Here is a 23533-nt window from a genome sequence, read left to right as displayed (position 1 = left end):
TTTCTCTCCTATTCTTCAAGATGAATGTGTCTTAGTCGCCCGTCCCAAACTGGCAAAGCTGTTTTTAAAAAGGCTGGAACTAGTTGGAAATTTTGGAGTTTATCCAAATCAATCCACTCACAAGGCTGCGTTTTTTCATCTTCCTGCATGGTCAACGGTGCATCCTCAAGTAGATCAACCAGATAATGAAACTCGATGTTGTGATAGGAAACACCGTCCTGTTCAAAACGATTTTCAACCACAAAAGCTAGCTGCCCAGCTTGAGCTCTGACACCCAGTTCTTCCCTCACTTCACGGACTACCGCATCTTCCGTGCTTTCATTGACTTGAATCGCACCGCCAATAGTGTAATACTTGCCCTTATCTTTGGTGACTAGGAGCTTGCCATTTTGAAGAATCAAAGCTGTCGCTCTTACACCAAAAACCGTATTTCCCACTTTTGTCCGAAAGTCTTGTTGAGTCATTTTGTCCTTTCCTTTAAACGACACAAAAACAGTCAAAACTCGTAAGAAGTGCAGGACAAAAAAGCCTGCAACATCCATGAGCTTTGACCATCATTTCTATTGCTTTTATTATTGTAGCAAATTGAGAACATTTGTCAATCTATATGTACTGACAAACCTGTCCATCACGGTAGGCATTATCAATCAAACCACCACCGAGACACTCTTCACCGTCGTAAAAGACAACTGCCTGTCCAGGTGTAATGGCGCGTTGTGGCTCCGCAAAGATGACCTCTGCCTTGTCTCCTTTGACATGGACGGTCACCTTAGAGTCAGGCTGACGGTAGCGGAATTTAGCCGTACATTCGAGCGTAAATTCCTCTGGCATGTCACGAGTAAAGTGGACATGACTGGCTTCTAAGCTAGTTGACATGAGCGAATCATGGTAGAAGCCTTGGCCTACATAGAGAATGTTCTGGCTCAAATCTTTACCGACAACAAACCAAGGAGCATTGTCACCGCCGTGTTGTCCACCGATCCCGAGTCCGCCACGCTGACCGATCGTATAGTACATCAGACCAGCATGCTCACCCATATCGCGACCATCCACAGTCATCATTCGGCCAGGCTGAGCTGGTAAGTAGTTGCTGAGAAATTCTTTAAAGTTCTTTTCTCCGATAAAGCAAATCCCTGTTGAATCTTTCTTCTTAGCAGTCGCAAGGCCTGCTTCTTCTGCTAGTCTGCGAACTTCAGGCTTTTCCAAATGTCCCAATGGGAACATAGTCTTTTGTAATTGTTCTTGCGAAAGTTGACTGAGGAAATAGGTCTGGTCTTTGCCATTGTCCACGCCACGAAGCATGTGAACGATGCCGTCCTCATCACGCGCCACTCGGGCATAGTGCCCAGTCGCTACATAGTCTGCACCCAAGGTCATAGCATAGTCCAAAAAGGCCTTGAACTTGATTTCCTTGTTACACATAACATCTGGATTTGGCGTGCGTCCTGCACTGTATTCCGCTAGGAAGTACTCAAAAACGCGGTCCCAGTACTCTTTTTCAAAATTTACAGAGTAGTAAGGAATGCCAAGTTGGTCTGCTACCGCAGCCACATCCTTGTAATCTTCGGTCGCCGTACAGACGCCGTTTTCATCTGTGTCGTCCCAGTTCTTCATGAAGATACCGATCACATCGTAGCCCTGCTCCTTGAGCAAGAGAGCCGTCACCGACGAATCAACACCACCACTCATCCCCACGACAACACGTGTTTTAGAGTTATCACTCATGGTAGTTCTCCCATCTATTCGTTTATTCATACCCTTCAAAATTCTATTTATTATGACTTTCAATAGAATTTCTTTGAGTATAGTCTTTTCGTTTGCTTTTAGGACTAGGCAACGAGTCGCAGGCATAACTTGAGTTAGGCAAGACGAGTTAACGACGTAATAAAAGATAAACGAAATGACTAGTTCACGATTGAAGGTCGTGTTTGCTACTACGATTGAAGGTCGTTTGAGCAGTTTTCATTATAACATGCTTGGTTAGAGAAGACAAGGAAGATGCTGACAAACTATCAACCTCTTCTGTCAATACATGAAGATAGGATACAAAAGAAATCAATTCATTCCTAAATCTCTATTCTCTTTAAAAACTTATTTTTAAAATCAACTAAAAATGATATACTTTAATAAGGAGAAATGCGCACATGATTCCATATATACACCATCATCCATGTGCGTAGAACTAATGTGAACAACTACAAAGATATTCTAAAATCAAAAAATACTATTTTTATTATTACACTTATTGCAGGTATTGGACTTTTGACAGGCTTAGTCCTCCATCAAGAAAAAATCCAAGCAGAGAGAGGGAATGTTGCTCTCATCAAACAACAAAAAAATCAACAAGATGTCGAACAAGTAAAAAACGCCATTAAAGACTTCAATATTGATTCTGAAACCATTATAGAAGATTGGAAAAAAATTCAAGAATTAAAACCAACTACTGATGAAGGCAAAAAGACATTAGCAGACTTTCTCGCTTCTACTGCCGATAAAGTCACAAATCATTATAGTGAAAAAGCTTTGAAATTAGATATAAAGGATTCTGATAGCCAGTTTCAAGATAAACAAACACTTGAGACAGCCATCACTTCCTTGCAAAAAATAATAGACATCATTAAAAACATTAATTCTGCCAGCGACCAAGTTGCTCTTGAAGAAAAGATAAAACCAATTCAAGAACTAATCTCTAAATTCCAAAAACAAGTTGAAGTCTTGACCAAAAAAGAAGAAGAAAAAACTACCCAAACAGAAACGACTACTAGAGATGCCGGAATAGAAGCCAGCCGTTCAGAAGATAGTAGCTATATTCAAAGCTATCCAGAAACAAATGGAAGCATATCTAATTCCCAAGCACCTGCAGCTGAGCAGTCTTCATCTGGTAGTACTAGTAGTGGAGGAGATAATAACGCTAATACAGGAGGTCAAACTGCTGATTCTTCCGGTTCTCAATCAGAGTCTAATAGCGTTACAACCAGTTCGTCTAACTAATAATCTAGATGGCGAAATCCCATAAACTTGTAAGCCCTCAACACCAATGTTTATAATGATCTCTCATCAAATGCAAACACACAAAAAGAGCCTTAAACGGCTCTTTTTTAGGGCTCTATGATATTGGTAGCAGGTTAATTCCCTATAGATATTATGGAGCCAATTATTGATAAAAACTTTAGTCATCTTCGTCTCTATAAAAATATTTTCTATACACCCTTGAAAATATCAAAATTAATGCCCATATCGTACCAAGAGCTATAATAATAGAATTTATTGGATCTATTTCAGTATGTCCAATCACTAGTCCAATTATTGGACTAGTAGACATGTTTAGATATAATAAAAATGACAAAATATGATGTTGTTGCTGAATCTCTCAACTCTTTATCTTTACAATGGTGATAAGTTGCTTTGCAAACAGCTTTGCTACACTCTCTTGGAGAAAGCAAAAATAAGCAGACAGTATGACACACTTACGTTTTCCTATATTCGTATAGGCATTTGTACTAATGATACTCAGTTGATACAAAATGGACTCTCCTTAGCTAAGCTAGTAAAAGATGAACACTTACTAACAGAACTAGAGCGAGAAGTTGATATCTTTGTAAACAAAAAAGAAAGTCATTGAGACTTTCTTTTCTATATCTTCTTAGTACCAACCGTTGTTAAGCCAGAAGTTCTTAGCAGCTGTCCATGAACCATAACGTCCTGCAACATAAGCGTCTGCTACACGTTCTTGATTTTCAGCTGAGTAGTCGCCATTCAAGTAAGAATCTGTCAATTGGTAACGTCCGATGTAACGTCCGTTTGTCGCTGTGTAGCTACCGCCTGATTCTTTTTGAGCGATCCATTCTTTCGCTTCTGCTTCAGATCCGCTTACAGTTGCAGCTGGAGCTGAGTAGCTTTCTGCTGCTGCAGGTGCTGAAGCTGGAGCTTCGTAAGTTTCTTCATATGTAGTTTCTTCTACAACAGTTTCAGCAACTGCTGGAGTTTCTTCAACTTCTGCTACAGGAGCTTCTGTTGTCGTAGTTTGGGCAACTGGAGCTTCCCCATCAATAACCAATACTTGGTCAATAAAGATAAGGTCAACATTTTTAATGTTGTTCAATTTAGCTAATTTTTCAACTGTTGTGTTGTAAGTCTCAGCAATTTCTGAAAGAGTATCTCCAGGTTTAACTGTATAAGTTTTTGTTTCTTGTGCAAAAGTAAGTGATGGTGCAAGGAAAGCAAGTACAACTGCAAATCCTGCAAGTTTAGATTTAATGTTTAATTTCATTTAAAAAAGTTCTCCTTTTTTCTTATACTACCATGATACCTTTCTAATGTTACTATTTGTTAACGAATTTGTGTAGAAATGTTACAGGACTGTGATTTATTTACCTGAAAAAAGCGTTTTTTGTTACAAAACCCTTGTTATAAAAGCATTTTAATCTTTTTGTATATTTCAGAGAGTTATTAAGCACTTACATCTAATCTTTGCTATAATAGAAGTAAGAATCTTTTTAAGGGGAAACAGATGCAATCACTTCGTTTTCAATCTGTCTTTGATATTATCGGACCAGTTATGATTGGACCATCTAGTAGTCACACGGCAGGAGCTGTTCGAATCGGGAAAATTGTTTCATCAATTTTTGATGATACACCAACTGAGGTCGAGTTCCAGCTTTTTAATTCTTTTGCAAAAACCTATCGTGGACACGGGACAGACCTTGCCCTTGTAGCTGGTATTTTGGGAATGGATACGGATGACCCTGAAATTCCAAATAGTTTAGAAATCGCCCACAAGCGTGGCATTAAAATCGTATGGACCATCCAAAAAGACAGTAATGCTCCCCACCCAAATACCACAAAAATCACTGTGAAGAACGATCGTAAGACTATCAGCGTAACAGGAATTTCAATCGGCGGTGGAAATATTCAGGTAACAGAATTAAATGGCTTTGCCGTATCTCTCAACATGAACACCCCTACCATCATCATCGTTCATCAAGATGTTCCTGGTATGATTGCTCATGTGACAGAAGCCCTTTCTCGCTTTGGTATCAACATCGCCCAAATGAATGTAACTCGAGAAAAAGCTGGCGAGAAAGCAATTATGATCATTGAAGTTGATAGTCGCAACTGTGAAGAAGCTATCGAAGAAATTCGAAAAATTCCTCATTTGCACAATATCAATTTCTTTCAATAGGAGAAAATATGTTTTACTCTATCAAAGAATTAGTCGAACAAGCCGAACTTGATTTCCAAGGAAACGTTGCTGAACTTATGATTAGGACTGAATATGAGCTAACTGGTCGCGAGCGAGAAGAAGTTCTCCTCCTCATGGAACGCAATCTTGAAGTCATGAAAGCTTCCGTCGAGCTTGGTCTCAGCGAAAAGAAATCTCGTAGCGGTTTGACTGGTGGTGATGCAGCTAAGCTCGACCACTACATCAAAAGAGGAAAGACCTTATCAGACTTCACTGTCTTGTCTGCCGCCCGTAACGCCATTGCCGTTAATGAACACAATGCCAAGATGGGCCTCGTCTGTGCGACGCCAACCGCAGGTAGCGCAGGTTGTCTTCCCGCAGTTCTCACATCTGCTATTCAAAAGTTAGATTTAACGCATGAACAACAACTAGACTTCTTATTTGCTGCGGGTGCTTTTGGTCTCGTCATTGCGAACAATGCTTCTATCTCAGGTGCCGAAGGTGGCTGTCAAGCCGAAGTTGGATCTGCCTCTGCTATGAGTGCCGCCGCCCTAACCTTGGCTGCAGGCGGAACTCCTTATCAAGCGAGTCAGGCTATCGCCTTCGTTATCAAAAACATGCTCGGTCTTATCTGCGATCCAGTTGCAGGTTTGGTTGAGGTTCCATGTGTTAAGCGTAATGCCATGGGAGCAAGCTTCGCCTTCATCGCAGCTGATATGGCTTTAGCTGGTATTGAATCAAAAATCCCAGTTGACGAAGTCATTGATGCCATGTACCAAGTGGGCTCTAGTCTCCCAACTGCCTTTCGTGAAACTGCCGAAGGTGGTCTCGCAGCCACACCGACAGGCCGTCGCCTTCAAAAAGAAATCTTCGGCGAATAATTTCAAGATTACTAGGAGAATCAATGTCATCCCTATCAGCCATCTTTTTCGACTTAGATGGAACCCTTGTGGATAGCTCTATCGGTATTCACAATGGCTTCACCTATACTTTTGAACAACTGGGAGTCCCTAGTCCAGATGAAAAAACCATCCGTGGTTTTATGGGACCTCCTTTGGAAACTAGTTTCGCTAGTTGCCTCCCAGAAGATCAGATTGAGTCAGCTATCCAGCTTTATCGTTCCTACTATAAGGAAAAAGGAGTCTACGAAGCCCAACTCTTTCCACATATCAAGGACCTACTCGCTGAACTAGCTCAACAATATCCCCTCTATATAACAACTACTAAAAATACCCCGATTGCTGTGGATATGATAAAGAATTTTGAAATTGACCATTTCTTTAACGGAATCTATGGTTCAAGTCCTCAGGCTTTACACAAGGCGGATGTCATTTGCCAAGCTCTGCAAACTCATAACCTAGCCCCAGATAGAGTTGTCATTATTGGAGATACCAAATATGATATGATCGGAGCCCAGGAAACAGGGATTAAAACATTGGCCGTGACCTGGGGATTTGGTGAAGAGGAAGAACTAATGAACTACCGACCTGACTGGGTAGCCCATCAGCCAACAGACATTTTACAGCATCTACAATTAAAACGCTAAAACAAAAGACTCCCAGCCTAAAAGTTAGGTTTGGGAGCTTTTTGTCTGATCTTAATGTGGAGAATGACATTCCCTGTACTCATCCAATTATTCAAAGGGGGTAGCTTCTTCGCTTTCAACTTCTTTAGGTCTATTGATTGTTACTATTTCTACTTCCTTACTTGGCATCGCTAGCAGAACTAATAGAGCAAAACGTCCGACTATTGGAACAAAGTGAAGGAAGATAAAGGCCCAGTGGAATCCAGCATCACGCAAACGGCGAACTGACAAAGCTATTGTTGGCACCAAGATTGCTAGGTAGAAAACTGCATAAATAATGGCAACTAAACCAAAAAACATGAAAGTAGCTTCGCTGGCTGAATCGCTCACTGAATCCATCACGGTACTAAGAAATACAGTGTAGAAATAGATAATCCAGAAAGGAATCGAAAGGATAAAGTTTCCTAGCCAAACCCACCAGTAATCTGGACGCGTTGAGCGTCCAGTGAACTCTGCATAATTCTTAAAAAAATTCTTATATGCGTTAATCATATGATTCTCCCAATTTTTATTTTACTAACAGATACTCAAGCCTACAATTATAGAACACTCCCAAATTCAACTAGAGACTTGGGAGTATTGGTAAATTGTCCAACAAGACTCAAGAAACCCGAGTCAAGATTGAAACTTCTTCGTTCTTGTAGCATTCTTCAGAAAGTTGAACTTATCGTTAGTCCTTTGATGGCATAGCTAGAAGCACCAAAAGAGCGATACTTCCAACAAATGGAACAAATGCAACGAAAATGAGTGCCCAATGGAAACCAGCATCACGCAGACGACGAACTGTCAATGCAAGTTGAGGCAAGAAAAGTGCCAGACCAAAAATGAAATAAATAAATATGAAAAGACCCAAAGTCATAATAGCAGCTTCGCTATCTGGATTTGCTATTGCACTACCGTAGACTATGTAGAAAGGAATAGCAAGGATAATGTTTACCAACCCAATCCACCAGTAATCAGGACGTGTTGAACGTCCAGAGAAATCTACATAACCCTTAAAGAAATTTTTAATTGCGTCAATCATAAAATACTCCTATTTACTTTGATGACTATATTTTATCATAAGTGTTGATAGCTGACAAGCCAACGCATAAGTCAAAAGAGCTTGTTCTAGACGTATAAAAAAGATACTACCCGCTCTTTCTCATAAACAGAAGTCGCGGATAATATCTTATCTGTTTCAGTCAACATGTGTTGTTTCATTAGCAAAAGCTATGATTGCTCTCTTCAATTCAGAACCCTGCAAGGTACGGAACTCTTCAATCTTCTGATTGATCATCTCAAGAGGCATTACATTTACTTTACCAACAAAGATTTTGTCCATTACTTGATTATCAACTAGTTCAGTTGATACAAGCAACTCTTCGTATAGTTTTTCACCTGGGCGAATACCTACTTCTACGATTGGAATTTCATTTTCAGTATGACCACTGAGTAGAACCATTTTCTTAGCCAAATCGTAAATGCGTACTGGTTTGCCCATATCAAGGATAAAGACTTCTCCATCCTTTGCATAAGCACCCGCATGAATTACCAAGCGACTAGCTTCTGGAATGGTCATAAAGTAACGAGTCATTCGGAAGTCTGTCACCGTTACAGGCCCACCTTCAGCAATCTGACGTTCAAAGACAGGAATTACACTACCACGGCTACCGAGTACGTTACCGAAACGAACCGCACAGTAGGTAGATTGGCTACGTTGATTAAATCCAGTGACAATCAACTCAGCCACACGTTTAGTTGCTCCCATTACGTTTGGTGGATTAACGGCCTTATCTGTCGAAATCATGACCATTTTTGGAACTCGAGCTGCGTCAACTGCCTTAGCAACATTATAAGTTCCAAGGATGTTATTCTTGAAGGCTTCTTTTGGATTACGCTCCATCATCGGAACATGTTTATGGGCTGCAGCATGGTAAACAATGGCTGGTTCGTACTGTTCAAAAACTTGAAGCAAACGATCGTAATCTTGAATATCAGCAATGACAGGAACAAAATCAATTCCCTGGAATTTACGAATCAATTCATGGTAAATCAGATAAATAGAGTTTTCTCCATGACCGAGCAAAACGACACGTTCCGGATTGAAGCGACTGACTTGACGGCAAATTTCTGAACCAATTGAACCTCCGGCTCCAGTTACCAAGATTGTTTTGCCAGTGATTTCAGAACCCAGACGTGATTCATCAAGCTGAATCTCTTTACGTCCCAACAGGTCCGTGATATCAATTTTCTGGAAACCACCTACTTGAGGCTGGATACCTTGCACAACTGACTCAATCATCGGCATTTTGAAGCATTTTACACCGATACCGTTACACATTTGCAGGATTCGTTCATATTCAGATGGATCTAGAGACGGAATCGCAACGATAACTTTTTCAACTCTGTAGCGTTTAGCCAATTCTGGTAGATCATCATAAGACCCCAAAACTGGGATTTTCCCAAGTTTTTGTCCTTTTTTCTTTTCATCATTATCCAAAATCCCAACTAGTTCAAGGTCACTAGTAGGATGTTGGTAGCTGTTCATAAAGAGCGCGCCACCATCACCAGCACCAATCAAGAAGGTGCGACGGTGTTCTCCAGCTCCATTTCCCTTTTTACGTCTTGAGTAAATCAACTGCCAAGTGATACGAGGAAGTAGAATCAAGAAAGTTGTTAATAGGATAAAGAGTACGATAAAGCGGATAGAAAAGAGCGGCAAGAAAGCATAGCAGATCACATAAGATAAGATACTACTGATAGTCACTCCGAAGAAAATCTTCATGAAATCTGTTATTTTGCTATATCGACTAATACTAGCATTAAGCCCCCAGAATCCAATCATCAGTTGGTAGAAAAGGAAGGTTAGACCTGTGTAAATGACATAGTCTACCGGGGCTGGATTAATCAAGCCATAAAATAGAATATAGGAAACAATAATTGATAAGACCATACTGGCAATATCAAAAAATCCCCAAAATATTTGTTTCTGTTGTTTATTTAATACTTCAACCAGATCAATTACGTAATCTGTAATTTTTTTATTCATGTGAATGGTATCCTCCTACACAGAATCACATTTACTAGCAGTGATAAGATATAGTTTTAAAATCCTATCAGCTAGACATTACTTGCTTTTTCTTAGAAGTTTCAAAAATATAAACTGTCGCACAAATCCTGGACATAGGGCAACGACAACTTGGATTAAAACACTTTTCAGATATTCGCCATAAGAAATCTGTCCACGAGCGTGCATTCTTTGACGTGCTTGGCGATAGAGTTTGAGATAGCGAAGGCCACCACGGCGTTCAAACATCCCCGCTCCCACGCGCACCTTACATAGAATTTGATCCACATTTCCAGTTCGAGCTCCTGCACTAATCATATTGAGCCAGAGAAGATCATCTTCCATATAAAGGCCATCCTCGTAGTTACCAGCCTTGAGCACCATTTCTTTTTTGAACATAACAGTCATATGATTAAAGGCACTTCTCATACGTTGGTAGGCAATGATATCCTCATGCTTAGTCGGTACACGACGGTATGACACAATCTCGTCAGGTTGGTCGATAAACTCTGCGATATGACCACCTAGTAGGTCCAAGTTTTCTTTTTCCATCAATTCGAACTGTTGTTCGAAACGGTCTTCAACAGCAATATCATCTGTATCCATACGAGCAATGACATCATATTGGCACTGTAAGACACCGTACTGAAGCGCTAAACCTAAGCCCCGATTTTGCTCAAGTGGGCAACGTTTGATTGGAATACTTGACTGTGCTTCCAATTTCTCCAAAACTTGATACAGTTCAGGTGTCAGCGGACCATCTTCGACGATTACCACTTCGCTAGGATTGAGCGTTTGATGTATGATACTCTCTACCGCCTCTTCTAGAAAGACTGGATTTTCTTTAACATAGACTGACATCAGGACGCTAAATTTACGATTTTCAGACACAGTAGTTCTCCAATGTATAGATTTTCTTTCACTATTTTATCACAATTTTTCAGACTTTCCTATTTTTATTTGAATCCCAGAAAAAAACTAGTAAATATATTGTCCTTCTTTACTGTGATTTCTATCGACTACGTAGCGAATCACGTCAGGTCAACTTGACATCTTTAGGAAAAAAAATTAAAATAAGCTGTTATCAAAATCAGCTTATTGAGGTTCACATGAAAAAACGATCACTCTTTTTTATTCTAGGAATTATCTTAATTGGAGCGGTCTTAAGAGCTCCTTTCACGGCTTTGCCAACTGTTTTGGGAGATATTGCCCAAGGTTTAGGCGTGGAAGTTAGTTCACTTGGTGTTTTGACCAGTCTCCCTCTCTTGATGTTTGCCCTCTTCTCCTCTTTTGCAACTCGTTTGGCTCAAAAAATTGGACTCGAGCACCTTTTCACCTATAGTCTTATCGTATTGACCCTCGGTTCAGTGATTCGTATCTTTAATCTTCCTTTACTCTATCTAGGGACTTTACTCATCGGAGCAAGTATTGCGATCTTTAACGTGCTCCTTCCTAGCGCCATTCAGGCCAATCACCCACAAAAGATTGGCTTTCTGACAACCATCTATGTGACCTCTATGGGGATTACAACGGCTCTTGCTTCCTATCTCTCTGTACCCATTACTCAATCAAGCTCTTGGAAAGGCTTGATTCTCTGTTTATCCTTGGCCTGTCTACTAACTTTAGTTGTCTGGTTCCCCAATCATCGTCACAATCATTTTCTAAAAGGAAGTGAGAAAAAACAAAAGAAAGAGAATATCTTAAAAAATAAGGAAGTTTGGGCTATTATTGTATTCGGTGGACTTCAGTCCTTACTCTTCTATACCAGTATGACCTGGTTACCTACCATGGCAATCAGTGCTGGCTTATCTCACACAGATGCCGGTCTTTTAGCTTCGATCTTTTCTCTGACTAGTATCCCCTTCTCGATGACTATTCCAAGTTTAACGACTCGTTTGTCCAATCGTCACCGTCAAATCATGCTGACAGTCATCTCTATCGCCGGATTGCTTGGAATTGCCATGCTCTTATACCCGAGCAACAGCTTCCTCTACTGGTTAGTAGCGCATCTCTTGATTGGTACTGCCTGTAGCGCTCTTTTCCCTTATCTCATGGTTTGCTTCTCCATCAAAACTAGCTCGCCTGAAAAGACAGCCCAATTGTCTGGACTTGCCCAGACCGGAGGCTACATTTTGGCAGCTGTCGGTCCAACTCTCTTTGGTTACAGCTTTGACATCTTCCATTCTTGGATCCCAGCCGTACTGACTCTTTTAATGATTGATATCATCATGACAATCGCTCTCTTTATGGTGGATAGTTCGGATAAGATTCTTTAGTTTTTCAAAAATCCATCACCGCTATAAACAATACAAAGCCAGACATCTGTCTGGCTTTTTGTAAAATAATCTTTCCGAAATCAGATAAACAGTATTTGCAAAATGTCTATATTTATCTATAAAAAAATCTGTAGTAGATTAATAGATTATTTTATGTTAAAATAAAGTTGCGCATGATCAGATTTTTGACTTGTGTGTTCGCAAGTATTAACAAAAATGTTACCAGAGTGTTCAGCTCACTCCAGTAATCCCAAAACTAAGGCAAATAGGCTTCTTCTGGAAAAAGTTGCAGTATGTTTTATCTCTGCTAAAGGAAGATTTCTATACTGTCGTTCGCATAAGAGTTTTCATGCGCTTTTTTATTAAGGATAAGATAATGACTAAATTAAATCGATTAGAAACCAAGGATGACTTTGCAAGGCTTCTTGGTTTTAAAAACGCCAGATACATTAACTATTTATTATACATTATAAAGACAGATAATTTGTATGACTCTTTCACAATACCTAAAAAAAATGGTGGAGAGAGAGTTATACATGCACCTAAAAAGGAGCTAAAATTTCTTCAGAAAAAATTAGCTGATGTTTTATGGGAGTGTCACCTTGAAAGCATAGAATCTAAAAAAACTCTTCAGAAAAGATTGGCTGCTATCTTATGGGAATGCTACCTTAAATGTTTAAATTTTAATTATATAGAGAATAATTTAGCCAATGTTTTATGGGAGTGTTTTCTGAAAGTTTTGGAATTCAGACCTAAAGAAAAAAATCCTGTACTGTCTCATGCATTTGAAAAGGGTAAAAGCATTATAACCAACTCTCAAATGCATCGAAACAAGAAATATATCCTTAACATTGATCTGAAGGACTTTTTTGATTCTTTTAATTTTGGGAGAGTAAGAGGCTTCTTTATAAAAGATAGAGATTTCGCTGTTTCACCAGAAATTGCTACTGTAATCGCACAAATTGCGTGTTATCAAGGTAAGCTTCCACAAGGATCCCCGTCATCTCCAATCATCACAAATTTAATTACTAGAATTTTAGATTATCGGATTGTCAAAATTGCTAAAAAATATCGTTTTACATATTCTAGATATGCCGATGATATGACTTTTTCGACAAATCGTGAACTAAACTCTAATAAACTGAGAGCAAGCAAAGAATTAGATAACTTTTTAACTGAATTAGAGGAGGTAATCATCTCATCTGGTTTTGAAATTAATCCTAACAAAACACGATTGAGTAATAACATGCAACGTCAAGAAGTTACTGGACTGGTTGTCAACAAAAAGATAAATGTAAAAAGAGAGTACATAAAAAATACTCGCGCAATGGCCTTTCAATTATACAAAGATGAAGCTTTTGAAATAGATAAGAAACCAGGAACGATCAATCAACTAACAGGACGCTTTGCTTTTATTTTCCAAATAGATCAATACAACAACTACTTACTTTATAAAAAGTCCCTGATACAAAATAATCTGGATTCACAAAAATATTTATTAGGCAGAAACTCATCAAAAAAATCTGAATCGAAATATTATTGGAAGTATATCTTTTATAACAAAGATTTACGAAAAGAATTATTCTATAATAAAAAACATAATACTTATAATTTACCTAAAGAATTTTACAGTATAGGTAAGGAAGAAAAGAAAATGTACATGTCTCTATTTAACTCTAGAGAAAAAGAGTACAAGAAATTTCTATTTTATAAATATTTTTTCGAAAATGACAAACCTATAATTGTAACGGAGGGGAAGACCGATCCACGATATATTAAAGCAGCTTTAAAAAAACTTTATAAAAAATATCCAGAACTTATTCAAAAAGTAGGAAATAATTTTGTATTTAAAATTGAATTTCTAAATCATACTAATACGATAGAGTATCTTTTTAATGTTCCTGAAGGGGGAGAAGGATTTAAATATTGGTATAATTATTTTTCTGACAAAGAGGGGGTACAAATGAGTGATAATGAAAAGGTACTATATTTGAATTATATCGATTATTTTGAAAAGCTAACAAAAAAAAGTCCTAAGAATCCAACGATTTTTTTATTTGACAATGAGCCATCAGGTAATCCTCTTTTTAAATTTTTTAATTATGCTACAGATTTAAACGTTAGTAGCAATAATCTTGGTCAAGTTAGAGGTACATCATTTAATAGGATTACTAAGAAAAATAATTTGTATATAATGGCAACGCCATTATTATCTACTAGAAATAATGGAAATTCCTCTGATATTGAAGATCTACTATTATCTCGTAATCCATCACCTATTTTAAAAGGGAAGACATTCTCCAAAGGTGGTGGTGCTAATCATTATGGAAAAGATATTTTTTCAAAGTATGTTCTAAAGAATTATAAGAAATTCGATTTTACTGAGTTTATTCCATTACTAGACGGCATAAGAGATAATATCCTAAATTATTAATCATGATTCTTGCTTATTTTTAAAATATTGACTTCTATCAAAAATCAAATTTATACAAGGCATCCTCCAATCTTCTAGTTTTCACTAGAAGATTTTTTATATGTAAAAATTTTATACATATTACTTGACAGGGCTTACATTTAGTTGTATGATGTATGTGTAGAATAATTATATATAAAATTTTTATATACTAAAAAGGAGGTGCCCCATGTATTTTCCGACATCAGCGGCTTTGATTGAATTTCTCATCTTGGCCATTCTAGAACAAGGGGATTCCTATGGTTATGAAATTAGTCAAACCATTAAACTCATTGCCAAAATCAAGGAATCTACCCTCTACCCCATCTTGAAAAAACTGGATACCAACCGCTATCTGACTACATACTCTCGCGAATACCAAGGTCGGATGCGGAAATACTACTCCTTAACAGAGATTGGGGAGGAGCAACTATTTGTACTCAGAGAAGAGTGGACACTCTACACTGACACTATCAACGGCATCATAGAAGGGAGCGTTCGCCATGACAAGAACTGAATATTTGAATCAGCTTGAAGCCTATCTGATGAAGCTTCCTCAATCTGATCGTATCGAAGCCATGGACTACTTCAAAGAACTCTTTGATGATGCCGGTCCAGAAGGTGAGGAAGAACTCATAGCTAGCCTCGGTAGTCCAAAAGAGGCTGCGCATGACATCCTGACTACACTTCTTGATAAGAAAATCAACGAAGAAAATTCCAATAAGAACAACCGTCAGGTTTTACAAATCGCAATCCTCGCACTTCTGGCTGCACCTATTGGGATTCCAGTCGGGATTGGTCTTCTCATGGCTATCATCGGGATTTTTATCGCTGCGGTTAGTGTACTTTTAGCCTTCTTTGCCATATCAGCAGCTGGACTAATCCTAGGAGGCGTTCTCCTATTTGAAAGCTTCTACGTTCTGGCTGAATCGACATCTGCTTTTATGCTAATTTTTGGTGGAGGTTTGCTAGCTATTGGAGCTTCATCTTTAGTTCTGCTGGCAACGTCCTATGTAACCCGTTTCTTTGGATTACTAGTTCTTCGACTCATCCAATGGATTCTTAATAGAGGAAAGAGAGGTGAAAGACATGCGTAAATGGACAAAAGGATTTCTTATCTTTGGTGTTGTTACCAGTATCGTCGGTTTTTCAATGATGATCATCGGCATCCAAACAGATGGTGTCAGAAGCCTCCTTGCAATGTCACAAAAACCAGTCTTTGAAAGTCGAATGGAAGAGCTCGTTTTTGACCAAGATATTGAAAATCTAAACATTTCACTAACAGAACATTCGCTCGTCATTACGGAGTCAAACGATGACAAGATTCACATCCAGTATCATCCAACCTTCTCTGAAAAAGAAAATCTTCAACATTCTATCAAAGAAAAAAATCTTGAAATAACTGACACTAAACAAACTACGCGTCGCTCTATAGGTTCTAGTATCGAAGGTATCCTCTTTATCGCAAGCGAAATTTCTAGCCGCAATGATGAAGTTGTTCTCTCATTACCAAGAGGAAAAGACTTAAAAAATCTAACTGCCCAGGTAAACCATGGTGTCCTTTCAATTGCCAATGCAAAACTCAGCAATGCCAAGATTCTGTCAAATGGCTATCTTCTTCGTATCACTGATAGCGAGATTAAAAATAGCCAACTGACCACAACTGGAATTGTCAATGTATTTGGAACAAGTCTAACAGATAGTCGTATCCAAGCAGACCATGCACATATCACTGCAGACGATATCCAAGTGCATGGTCGAGTGGAATTCGAGGCAAAAACAACTATCTCACTCGAGTTATCTCAAAAGGAACTTGATCGAATCAATGTAGAACTTTCTTCTGACCATGGTTCCATCTATCATCGTAGTCGGGAGGGATATAATCCAAACGAGGAAAACAAGGAAGATGAAGAGTTCTCTAATCCTTACAAATCAGAGAAAAAAGATACACAAGATTTACTTGTCGCAAAAGCTGGTCAAGACATCAACATTCCAGACGAACCAGATCGCTCACCCAATTCGAGAGATCATGAATAATCGTTAATCATTACTACTCAAACAAGAAATAAAAAAGGAGGTCCCATCATGACTCAAGAATGGTTCGAAAGTGCTGATTTCGAGAAAACAGCCAACAATGAGAAAAAAGATAAGCCATCTGACCCAGTCATTCCCCAAGAAGAGTTAAAAGAAAAAGAAGAGTTGCCAGTGGTTGAAGAAAGCCTTCAAGCCAATCCTGAAGAACAAGAAGCTGACCTAGAGAAAGTAGAGAGTGACGAACACGAAGAAATCGTTGCAAAGACAGACAAGTCAGAAGAACCTGTAGAGACTGAAGAACAAGAAGAACTGGCAACAAAGACAGTTCAAGCAGAAAAACCAGTTAAGGAAGCACCTCAGACAAGCAAATCTTTGGAAAGTCCATTTGTCCCAGATTCTGTCCCTACAAAAACTGCAATCTTCAAAGAAGAATTGGCTGATTTTTGGGTCTGGTTACAAGGTGCTCTCAAAGAGCCAACAGCAAGCATTGATTCAGATAAAAAACATAGTTATAACGCCTTTGCGCTACTAGCTATCTTTTCTGCTACAAGTTTTCTCTTTATAGTTTATCACGCCAAACAAGGCTACTATGGTCGTATGGCAAGCATCGATGCTCACTTCATGGAACAATTCCCATCTCTCAATCTCTTCTCGGTCTTCTCCATCCTAGTAGCGACAAGTCTCTTCTACTTTTCAATCCTCATGGGTGGATTTGTAGTCAAACGTTTTGTCGATCAAGACAGTGATTGGACATTAGAAAGAGCCTTTCAAGCACATAGCAGACTCTTGGCTATCCCAGTTCTCTTTACAGGTATTGCTAGTTTCTTCGCTTTTTTTAATGGTCTACGATTTGCAGTATTGCTTTGCTTGATTAGCATTGGTCTGACTCTCTTGGCCAATCTCTACATCATCTCAAGACCTAGCAAGGATAGTCAAACTGATCCCTTCTATCGCCTTCTCTTAGCTTTCCTAGTCAACGGTGGTGTTCTATTTCTCTTTTTCCTAGCAGAAATGGCTCTTGTTTTTGACTATCTTCGAATCCTTGCTTTCCTATAAAAAAATCCCAGCTATTCTTAAATAGCTGGGATTCCTTTATGTTGTACTAATTCAAAAACATTCCTCCTAGACTTCACCTAAAAACTATTTGCCTTTTCGTTTGGATTTTTTGAAAACTCCTGTGATATTTGAAAATGCAGTTTTGGCAAAATGTTCCATTTTACCTTCGACCTTCTGAATCGGTTTTGGAAGATAACTCTTGAAAACATCAAATTGAGCATTGAATAGTTTGAATAAAACCTGTATGGTCATCTTCTTTTGCTCGGATGTTAAACGAGTCATGTTATTAACAATGTTGATAATCTTCTTCGGAGTATCAACAGTTATGTCTGCAAACTTGTTGATACCTGACTCCAAAAAGACATCAAAGATGACATCTGAAAACTCTTGTTTTTCATCGTTAGTCATATTGTCTAACCAACTCGAAATGACCTTATCGGCATGAATACTAAGCTGAGACTGATTTTCAACCTGGACAAAGTCTATCTGCCCTACCTCCCAAGAGAAAGTATCGTGTTGAAGTAACAAAATAGCATTACTCTTGACTACTTTGGCATTCACTGGTGGCTCCAATAAAACACTCACCATCGAATCTTGGGGAATGTAGGATGCGATTCTATCTTTTATTCGGAGAAATCCTTCAGACTCCAACAGAGACTCATGAAGACCTGGAGCATCAAAGGCATAAATTCCTGTAACAGAATTTTGTTTTTCCTCATCTAATTTTGAACAGGCGTAAATTGCAAGATTTCCACCTTTAGAGTGGCCAGATACGATATACTCTCCTGGATACTCTGTCATCCGTTTTTCTAAGTATTGATAGGCTGACTGTTGAGCTGGAACCTCATGCATAAAGGTCATGTGGAAGTCTTCTTTCCAACCGATCAGATTTTCATCTGTCCCTCGAAAAACGACCAAATATTTTTCGTCTTTAAGACGATAGGTGATAGCTGAAAATTGACGCTCAATATTTGAATCGATTTTATTAATAAAATCAAAAGCTTCAATAGTGCCATACCGAGAACTACGTCCTAAAATTCTAAGCAAATCAATTCTAGGCGTAGTGATAACCGATAAAATTTCCCCTTTTTCACCATTAAGTGTCGTATAATACTGCGCTAATTTTTCTAGTGTTATTTCGCTATCAGTAATTATCTGCTCAAAAGGTAAATAAGCCACCTCTGTCAGCGCCAGAACATCTATATCTTTAAAAAATACTTTGTCAAATGAGTAGGATTTTAGTCCCTGAGCATAATCAAGTATGTTACTCATACTACTCTCCCTATCCTTTTATTTATGTTTTCTTCCTTATTAGAATTGGATTCAAAAATAATACTTAAAGCTAATAATAACACCCAAAACGGAGCAAACCATAACATTGCCAAATTCATCAGAAACATCAGATACTTCCAATTCGTTTTTACCACTAAAGTTGGAATAAAAAAGCAGTAAAATAAAAACCCACTAGCAAGTGAAAAGAAAATTCCAAAGGATGCTTCCAGCGTATAAATTGGAGAAAGGACGTCATAAGAAGATAAAATTGGAACAACTAGAGACAAGACAAGAGTTAATAAGACACTCATCACAAAGACAATGATGTTTACTAATGTTGAGTGATTGGCTCTACTGTTTAACCAGTTGTTCCATCTCTGTATTCTTGAATGATCTTCCTTCTGCCTTACTTTTCCTGTATCTGTGTAGGTGTAATAATTGGGGATATGGGCCCAGTAAATTCTCTCAATCAAGGTCGCAAAAAAGTTTGAACGAGATTGGAAAGGTTGTAATAACACATTCTTTTGTTGACCCAGATGTCTTTTAAACAAAGGTAAAAAGCGAAAGGGGTCATGTGTCGAATAGAAATTTATTAAGTTAGCATCATTCTTTAAAAAATGAGACTCTTTCAATATTTCTTGACTTCGTCGATTAAAGGTCCACCATGGTGAAGTTGCAGAAAATGTGATACATCTCTCTATCCCATCTTCAAAAATATATAAGCGCTGAGCCAATAAGCCTCCTAAAGAAACACCAGAAACAACAAAGCGTTTTTGAGGGAATTTCTTTCTCAAGGTCTGGTAGAATGCTCGAAGACTATCGTATTGATACAAATGAACCAATCCTAAACTACCTAGAGTCGAACTATAAATCCAGTCTTGAAAAATCGTTTTGAAGCTATCTTCATCATTCACCTTTGGGATAAAACGGGCATCGGCTCCTGTCTTACGAAAGAGTTTTTTCCCAATCCCTACATCAGCACCTCTGACAACGATGTAGATGGTATCCTCGCCCTCCATTTCATAAGCAACAGCTTGTAGGCCGTTTACCCACGAAGCATTCTCATCAATCGAGGACAACTTTTTTACAACCTTATCATCAAAAACTACACTACCGTATTGCATAATTTCTGCATTAAATACAATACTTGTTAAGTATACTAATAATCTCGTTTCTTTAATCATTTACCTTATTTATTGTCAAAAAAAAAGATAAGTAGTGATTAGGATTTTCTCCTGTGTTTGATAACACTACTTATCTTTAAAGATGAATCTACTTATCCTTCGCTTGCTTCTGAACTAGCTGTAGGTACTGTCATTGTAGCAAGGGCGTTATTAATAGCTACCAAGTTTGCTTTCTTAGTAGCATTGATGATAAGGAACCAATCAACAATTGTCCAGATACCAAAAGTCAACCATGCCAATAAAAGTTTTGCAACTCCCAATCCAACGTGACCAATGTAAAAACGGTCAACACCAAGAGTTCCTAAAAAGATAGAAAGAATCAAAGCTGTTGTAGGATTTTTAACGTCTGCAGCAGCAATAACTTGGTTGGCTTGTGAATCGTCTAGTTGTGCCAAGCGTTCACGAAGTGATGGAAGTTGCTCAGATGGGAAGTTGGCAGTATTTGCTGACAAGAATGAATCTGTAAAGTTTGACATAATAATCTCCTCTTTATGTTTTCCTATATTTTAGACGTTTTTTTATGCTTTGTCAAATTTCCTCTGTATTTCCAACCTCTAAGCCAATTTGCCCAAAATAAAACTGGTTAATACATCCCCTTGTGGATTCCTTTACTTGATATTTACCAATGTGTCAAACGCCTCACCTGAAACAGGTCCTACCACTACTTGGTTGGCATCCAAGTCCTGACAAAGTTCCTTAGGAAGAGCTTCTAAAAAGGCTTGGTAATCCAGTCTAGCTACTGCTTCATAGTCTTCTGGTTTTGAGCCATCTCCAGAGATTCTTACCAAATCAATCTCCCAAACAAGTTCCTTGCCTACCAATTGCTCAACGTAAGGAGCAGGAATCACCGGTTCTTTTGGCAAAATGGTTTTTACTCCCTGAGCTAGGTGGTAGACCCCATGAACCTTACCTTCACCATCTGGATAGAATTTAGCGGTGGAAGGAAAAGCTTCTGACCCTTGAACCCTCTTAACTAGATCTTCAAAACGTGCCAAGCCATCTTCTTCTAGGAAACTTTCCAAATCTGTCTTGTCAAAGTAAACAGGTGAAAGAATTCCTTGGCAGAAATATAGGCGAGCAGCTTTATCAGCTAGATAGTTCTCAACAGTTTCTTGGAAATAGTTTTCTAAATCAAAGTCTGCCAAGCCTTCAACTGCTTCACCAACCTTGCTAGACAAAGCTCGCAAGAGTCCTTCTACAATCTCCCAGTCAGTTCTTATAATCAAGTCAGGAATGATTACTTGATAGCCGTTTTGAGAGTCAAGGTAGCGAACTTTAAAGAGAAACTGAGATTTTCCCACAACAGCACATTCGATATACTCAAGACGATTGAGAGGTTGACGGAGGTAAACAGCATCATAACTATGGGACTCTAGGCCTTCTACTAAGCCTAAAATTGATTTAGCTGTAAGAATCTCCTGTTGTCCTAAAATACTTTGTTTATTTGGAATAAAAAATGTCTTCACCATAATGGTCTCCTTTGAAATCGTTTACATATAGTATACACCATTTTCCTGAAAGATGCAGAAACAAATTTAAGATTTTTTAGTCAAAAGCATAGAAAAACAGCCCTTTAGGACTGTTAATGTTTATTATACAACTTCAGAATGGTCTAAACTCTCACCAATTGCTGCTAGACGCTCGATGACTTGATCTTGTGTCAATTCATGTTCTAAAACATAGCGATTACGTGGGTGAACACGACACTCGTGTGAGCAACCACGAAGATATTTGTCTTCGTTATCTTCTGATGCCAAGATACGGCGGTTACAGAATGGATTTCCACAGTTGACATAGCGTTCACATGGTGTTCCATCAAACCAATCTTTCCCTACAATGGTTGGATTGACATGGTTGACATCAACTGCAATACGCTCGTCAAAAACGTACATTTTCCCATCCCAAAGTTCCCCTTGAACTTCTGGATCTTTACCATAAGTCGCAATTCCTCCATGCAATTGACCGACATCTTTGTAGCCTTCACGAACCATCCAGCCAGAGAATTTCTCGCAGCGGACTCCACCAGTACAGTATACCACGACACGTTTGTCCATGAATTTTTCCTTGTTATCACGGACCCATTGTGGCAATTCACGGAAGTTACGGATATCCGGACGGATAGCTCCGCGGAAGTGTCCCAGGTCGTACTCGTAGTCATTACGCGTATCAAGAACAACTGTATCTTCATCTAGGAGAGCTTCTTTGAATTCTTTTGGAGACAAGTAAGCACCTGTTGTTTCAAGTGGGTCGATGTCGTTGTCAAAGTTATCATCCTCTAAACCAAGGTGGACGATTTCCTTTTTATAGCGAACAAACATCTTCTTGAAAGCTTGCTCACTTTCTTCGTCAATCTTGAACCAGAGGTCTTCCATACCTGGAAGGCTGTGAACGTAGTCCATGTATTTTTGCGTTGTTTCGTAGTCACCAGAAACAGTTCCATTGATTCCTTCGTCAGCCACTAGGATACGGCCCTTGAGGCCAATAGACTTACAGAAAGCCAAGTGGTCTGCAGCAAATTGTTCCGCGTTTTCGATTGGAACATATTTATAGTAAAGTAAAACTCGAATATCTTTTGACATAAGATTGATTCTCTTTTCTAAGATTAAATTATCAGAATTTTTCATTCAACTATACCAGTATACTCCCTCAAGAAAGCGAATGCAATTTATTTGACCGAAAAATGAAAACAAGATCTGAAACAGGTCTTGTTTAGCTGAATATTCGATGAAGAAAAGTTACCAAAAATGGTAAGGTTGCAACAATATTATTGATAACATGAACGATATAACCAGGATAGATACTCTTGGTATAGCGAGTTAGACCCGCATAAAAGATTCCAAATGTCGCAAAAACAAGAATATCTAGTACACTGGGAAAACTTGTAAAGTGAGGAAGAGCAAATAAAACCGAAGGAAGAATCAGGTCAAGCCCAAATTTCGAATCTTTAAAAAAGGCATGTTGGAGCAATCCTCTATAAATCAACTCTTCCATCAGAGGCCCTAGAAAAAATAAGGATAGGTAGAGTCCCAACTCGGCAAAATTTGTCTCACTATAACCGATCAACACAGCCCAACCTTCATAGGTAGACTGAACATGTCTAGCCGTTTGGAAATTAAACGTTATATGAAGCACAGCTACGAGAATCGTCAAAACTGTATACCAAAGCCATTTTTTCTTTGGAATAACAAAAAGATATCCATGACCTGTCTTGACTAATATCCATACCATCAGTCCGATGAAGACTAGACTGATAAGATTTCAAATCCAGAAAAAATTGCCAATTTGAGAAGAAAATTGCCAGTAGTTTTGGATTATAAGTGTTAGCTGAGAAAGTCCATATACAAAAAATAAGTAAGTGGGATAAGATTGCACTAATTTTGAAAATAAGATAGTATTTTTTCATATACCTATTACCAACGCTACTTGTAAGGCAAATGCCTGGT

At 38.5% G+C, this 23533-nt stretch carries 23 protein-coding genes and 1 pseudogene; 10 read left to right on the top strand and 14 right to left on the bottom strand.

Annotated elements, in window-relative coordinates:
• Positions 1-8 precede the first annotated feature (8 nt).
• Together AB2B47_RS06825 and mnmA are read right to left on the bottom strand one after the other, a co-directional pair.
• Positions 9-464, bottom strand: coding sequence for an NUDIX hydrolase (locus AB2B47_RS06825; protein ID WP_006153380.1), 456 nt, complete (start codon positions 462-464; stop codon positions 9-11).
• Positions 465-603: 139 nt separating this feature from the next.
• On the bottom strand, positions 604-1725 hold the full coding sequence (gene mnmA, locus AB2B47_RS06820) for a tRNA 2-thiouridine(34) synthase MnmA (RefSeq protein ID WP_320693952.1): 1122 nt from the start codon (positions 1723-1725) through the stop codon (positions 604-606).
• A gap of 462 nt (positions 1726-2187) precedes the next feature.
• On the opposite strand from mnmA, the gene AB2B47_RS06815 reads away from it, so the two are divergent.
• On the top strand, positions 2188-2991 hold the full coding sequence (locus AB2B47_RS06815; protein ID WP_320693951.1) for a hypothetical protein: 804 nt from the start codon (positions 2188-2190) through the stop codon (positions 2989-2991).
• Between the two features lie 178 nt (positions 2992-3169).
• Here the strand turns inward: AB2B47_RS06815 and AB2B47_RS06810 are convergent, their stop codons facing one another.
• Both AB2B47_RS06810 and apf read right to left on the bottom strand, forming a co-directional pair.
• A complete protein-coding gene (locus AB2B47_RS06810) occupies positions 3170-3367 on the bottom strand; it encodes a hypothetical protein (RefSeq protein ID WP_414170747.1) in 198 nt (65 codons plus the stop codon).
• A 276-nt stretch (positions 3368-3643) separates the two neighbouring features.
• Positions 3644-4270 carry an aggregation-promoting factor gene (apf, locus tag AB2B47_RS06805; protein WP_320693937.1) on the bottom strand — a complete coding sequence of 209 codons (627 nt, stop codon included), beginning with the start codon at positions 4268-4270 and terminating at the stop codon, positions 3644-3646.
• 240 nt (positions 4271-4510) lie between these two features.
• On the opposite strand from apf, the gene sdaAB reads away from it, so the two are divergent.
• From sdaAB to AB2B47_RS06790, 3 genes are read left to right on the top strand one after another with little or no spacing between them, the layout of a single operon-like run.
• Positions 4511-5182 carry an L-serine ammonia-lyase, iron-sulfur-dependent subunit beta gene (sdaAB, locus tag AB2B47_RS06800; RefSeq protein ID WP_320693936.1) on the top strand — a complete coding sequence of 224 codons (672 nt, stop codon included), beginning with the start codon at positions 4511-4513 and terminating at the stop codon, positions 5180-5182.
• Positions 5183-5190: 8 nt separating this feature from the next.
• Positions 5191-6063, top strand: coding sequence for an L-serine ammonia-lyase, iron-sulfur-dependent, subunit alpha (sdaAA, locus tag AB2B47_RS06795; protein WP_320693935.1), 873 nt, complete (start codon positions 5191-5193; stop codon positions 6061-6063).
• 23 nt (positions 6064-6086) lie between these two features.
• A complete protein-coding gene (locus AB2B47_RS06790) occupies positions 6087-6728 on the top strand; it encodes an HAD hydrolase-like protein (RefSeq protein WP_320693934.1) in 642 nt (213 codons plus the stop codon).
• Positions 6729-6815: 87 nt separating this feature from the next.
• On the opposite strand, the gene AB2B47_RS06785 is transcribed toward AB2B47_RS06790, so the two are convergent.
• From AB2B47_RS06785 to AB2B47_RS06770, 4 genes are all read right to left on the bottom strand, one after another.
• On the bottom strand, positions 6816-7259 hold the full coding sequence (locus tag AB2B47_RS06785; RefSeq protein ID WP_320693933.1) for a DUF805 domain-containing protein: 444 nt from the start codon (positions 7257-7259) through the stop codon (positions 6816-6818).
• Between the two features lie 178 nt (positions 7260-7437).
• The gene (locus tag AB2B47_RS06780) at positions 7438-7791 is read right to left on the bottom strand and encodes a DUF805 domain-containing protein (protein ID WP_320693932.1); all 354 of its coding nucleotides are present in this window, start codon (positions 7789-7791) and stop codon (positions 7438-7440) included.
• 156 nt (positions 7792-7947) lie between these two features.
• A complete protein-coding gene (locus AB2B47_RS06775) occupies positions 7948-9798 on the bottom strand; it encodes a polysaccharide biosynthesis protein (protein WP_320693931.1) in 1851 nt (616 codons plus the stop codon).
• A gap of 78 nt (positions 9799-9876) precedes the next feature.
• A complete protein-coding gene (locus AB2B47_RS06770; protein WP_320693930.1) occupies positions 9877-10707 on the bottom strand; it encodes a glycosyltransferase in 831 nt (276 codons plus the stop codon).
• A gap of 218 nt (positions 10708-10925) precedes the next feature.
• On the opposite strand from AB2B47_RS06770, the gene AB2B47_RS06765 reads away from it, so the two are divergent.
• From AB2B47_RS06765 to AB2B47_RS06740, 6 genes are all read left to right on the top strand, one after another.
• Entirely contained in the window at positions 10926-12092 is a 1167-nt protein-coding gene (locus AB2B47_RS06765) for a CynX/NimT family MFS transporter (RefSeq protein WP_320693929.1), read from the top strand.
• Between the two features lie 376 nt (positions 12093-12468).
• On the top strand, positions 12469-14526 hold the full coding sequence (locus tag AB2B47_RS06760) for a retron Ec67 family RNA-directed DNA polymerase/endonuclease (RefSeq protein WP_314945775.1): 2058 nt from the start codon (positions 12469-12471) through the stop codon (positions 14524-14526).
• Between the two features lie 208 nt (positions 14527-14734).
• On the top strand, positions 14735-15061 hold the full coding sequence (locus AB2B47_RS06755) for a PadR family transcriptional regulator (RefSeq protein WP_006153330.1): 327 nt from the start codon (positions 14735-14737) through the stop codon (positions 15059-15061).
• Positions 15048-15641: a DUF1700 domain-containing protein gene (locus tag AB2B47_RS06750; protein WP_320693928.1), complete on the top strand. Its 594-nt coding sequence runs from the start codon at positions 15048-15050 to the stop codon at positions 15639-15641. The genes AB2B47_RS06755 and AB2B47_RS06750 overlap by 14 nt, the downstream gene beginning before the upstream one ends.
• A complete protein-coding gene (locus AB2B47_RS06745; RefSeq protein ID WP_320693927.1) occupies positions 15634-16581 on the top strand; it encodes a DUF4097 family beta strand repeat-containing protein in 948 nt (315 codons plus the stop codon). Before AB2B47_RS06750 ends, AB2B47_RS06745 begins: the two co-directional genes overlap by 8 nt.
• 48 nt (positions 16582-16629) lie before the next feature.
• A complete protein-coding gene (locus AB2B47_RS06740) occupies positions 16630-17634 on the top strand; it encodes a DUF6574 domain-containing protein (protein ID WP_320693926.1) in 1005 nt (334 codons plus the stop codon).
• Positions 17635-17718: 84 nt separating this feature from the next.
• On the opposite strand, the gene AB2B47_RS06735 is transcribed toward AB2B47_RS06740, so the two are convergent.
• The 6 genes and pseudogenes from AB2B47_RS06735 to AB2B47_RS06710 all read right to left on the bottom strand — a co-directional run bounded on the left by AB2B47_RS06735 (position 17719) and on the right by AB2B47_RS06710 (position 23493).
• Entirely contained in the window at positions 17719-18906 is a 1188-nt protein-coding gene (locus tag AB2B47_RS06735; RefSeq protein ID WP_320693925.1) for an Mbeg1-like protein, read from the bottom strand.
• Complete coding sequence (locus AB2B47_RS06730) at positions 18903-20090, bottom strand: alpha/beta hydrolase family protein (protein WP_320693924.1); 1188 nt, start codon at positions 20088-20090, stop codon at positions 18903-18905. Before AB2B47_RS06730 ends, AB2B47_RS06735 begins: the two co-directional genes overlap by 4 nt.
• 92 nt (positions 20091-20182) lie before the next feature.
• The gene (locus tag AB2B47_RS06725) at positions 20183-20566 is read right to left on the bottom strand and encodes a TM2 domain-containing protein (RefSeq protein ID WP_320693923.1); all 384 of its coding nucleotides are present in this window, start codon (positions 20564-20566) and stop codon (positions 20183-20185) included.
• A 132-nt stretch (positions 20567-20698) separates the two neighbouring features.
• On the bottom strand, positions 20699-21559 hold the full coding sequence (locus tag AB2B47_RS06720) for a DUF4299 family protein (protein WP_320693922.1): 861 nt from the start codon (positions 21557-21559) through the stop codon (positions 20699-20701).
• A gap of 123 nt (positions 21560-21682) precedes the next feature.
• Positions 21683-22669 (bottom strand): oxygen-dependent tRNA uridine(34) hydroxylase TrhO, encoded by a 987-nt coding sequence (trhO, locus tag AB2B47_RS06715; protein ID WP_320693921.1) that lies wholly within the window; start codon positions 22667-22669, stop codon positions 21683-21685.
• Positions 22670-22799: 130 nt separating this feature from the next.
• Positions 22800-23493, bottom strand: a pseudogene (locus tag AB2B47_RS06710) (lysostaphin resistance A-like protein).
• Between the last annotated feature and the right edge of the window lie 40 nt (positions 23494-23533).

Origin of the sequence: Streptococcus wuxiensis (assembly GCF_040888245.1) — a bacterium.
Classification (GTDB): Bacteria; Bacillota; Bacilli; order Lactobacillales; family Streptococcaceae; genus Streptococcus; species Streptococcus wuxiensis.
The sequence above is the reverse complement of the archived record's forward strand: the minus strand, read 5'-3'. Positions and strand labels throughout refer to the sequence as shown.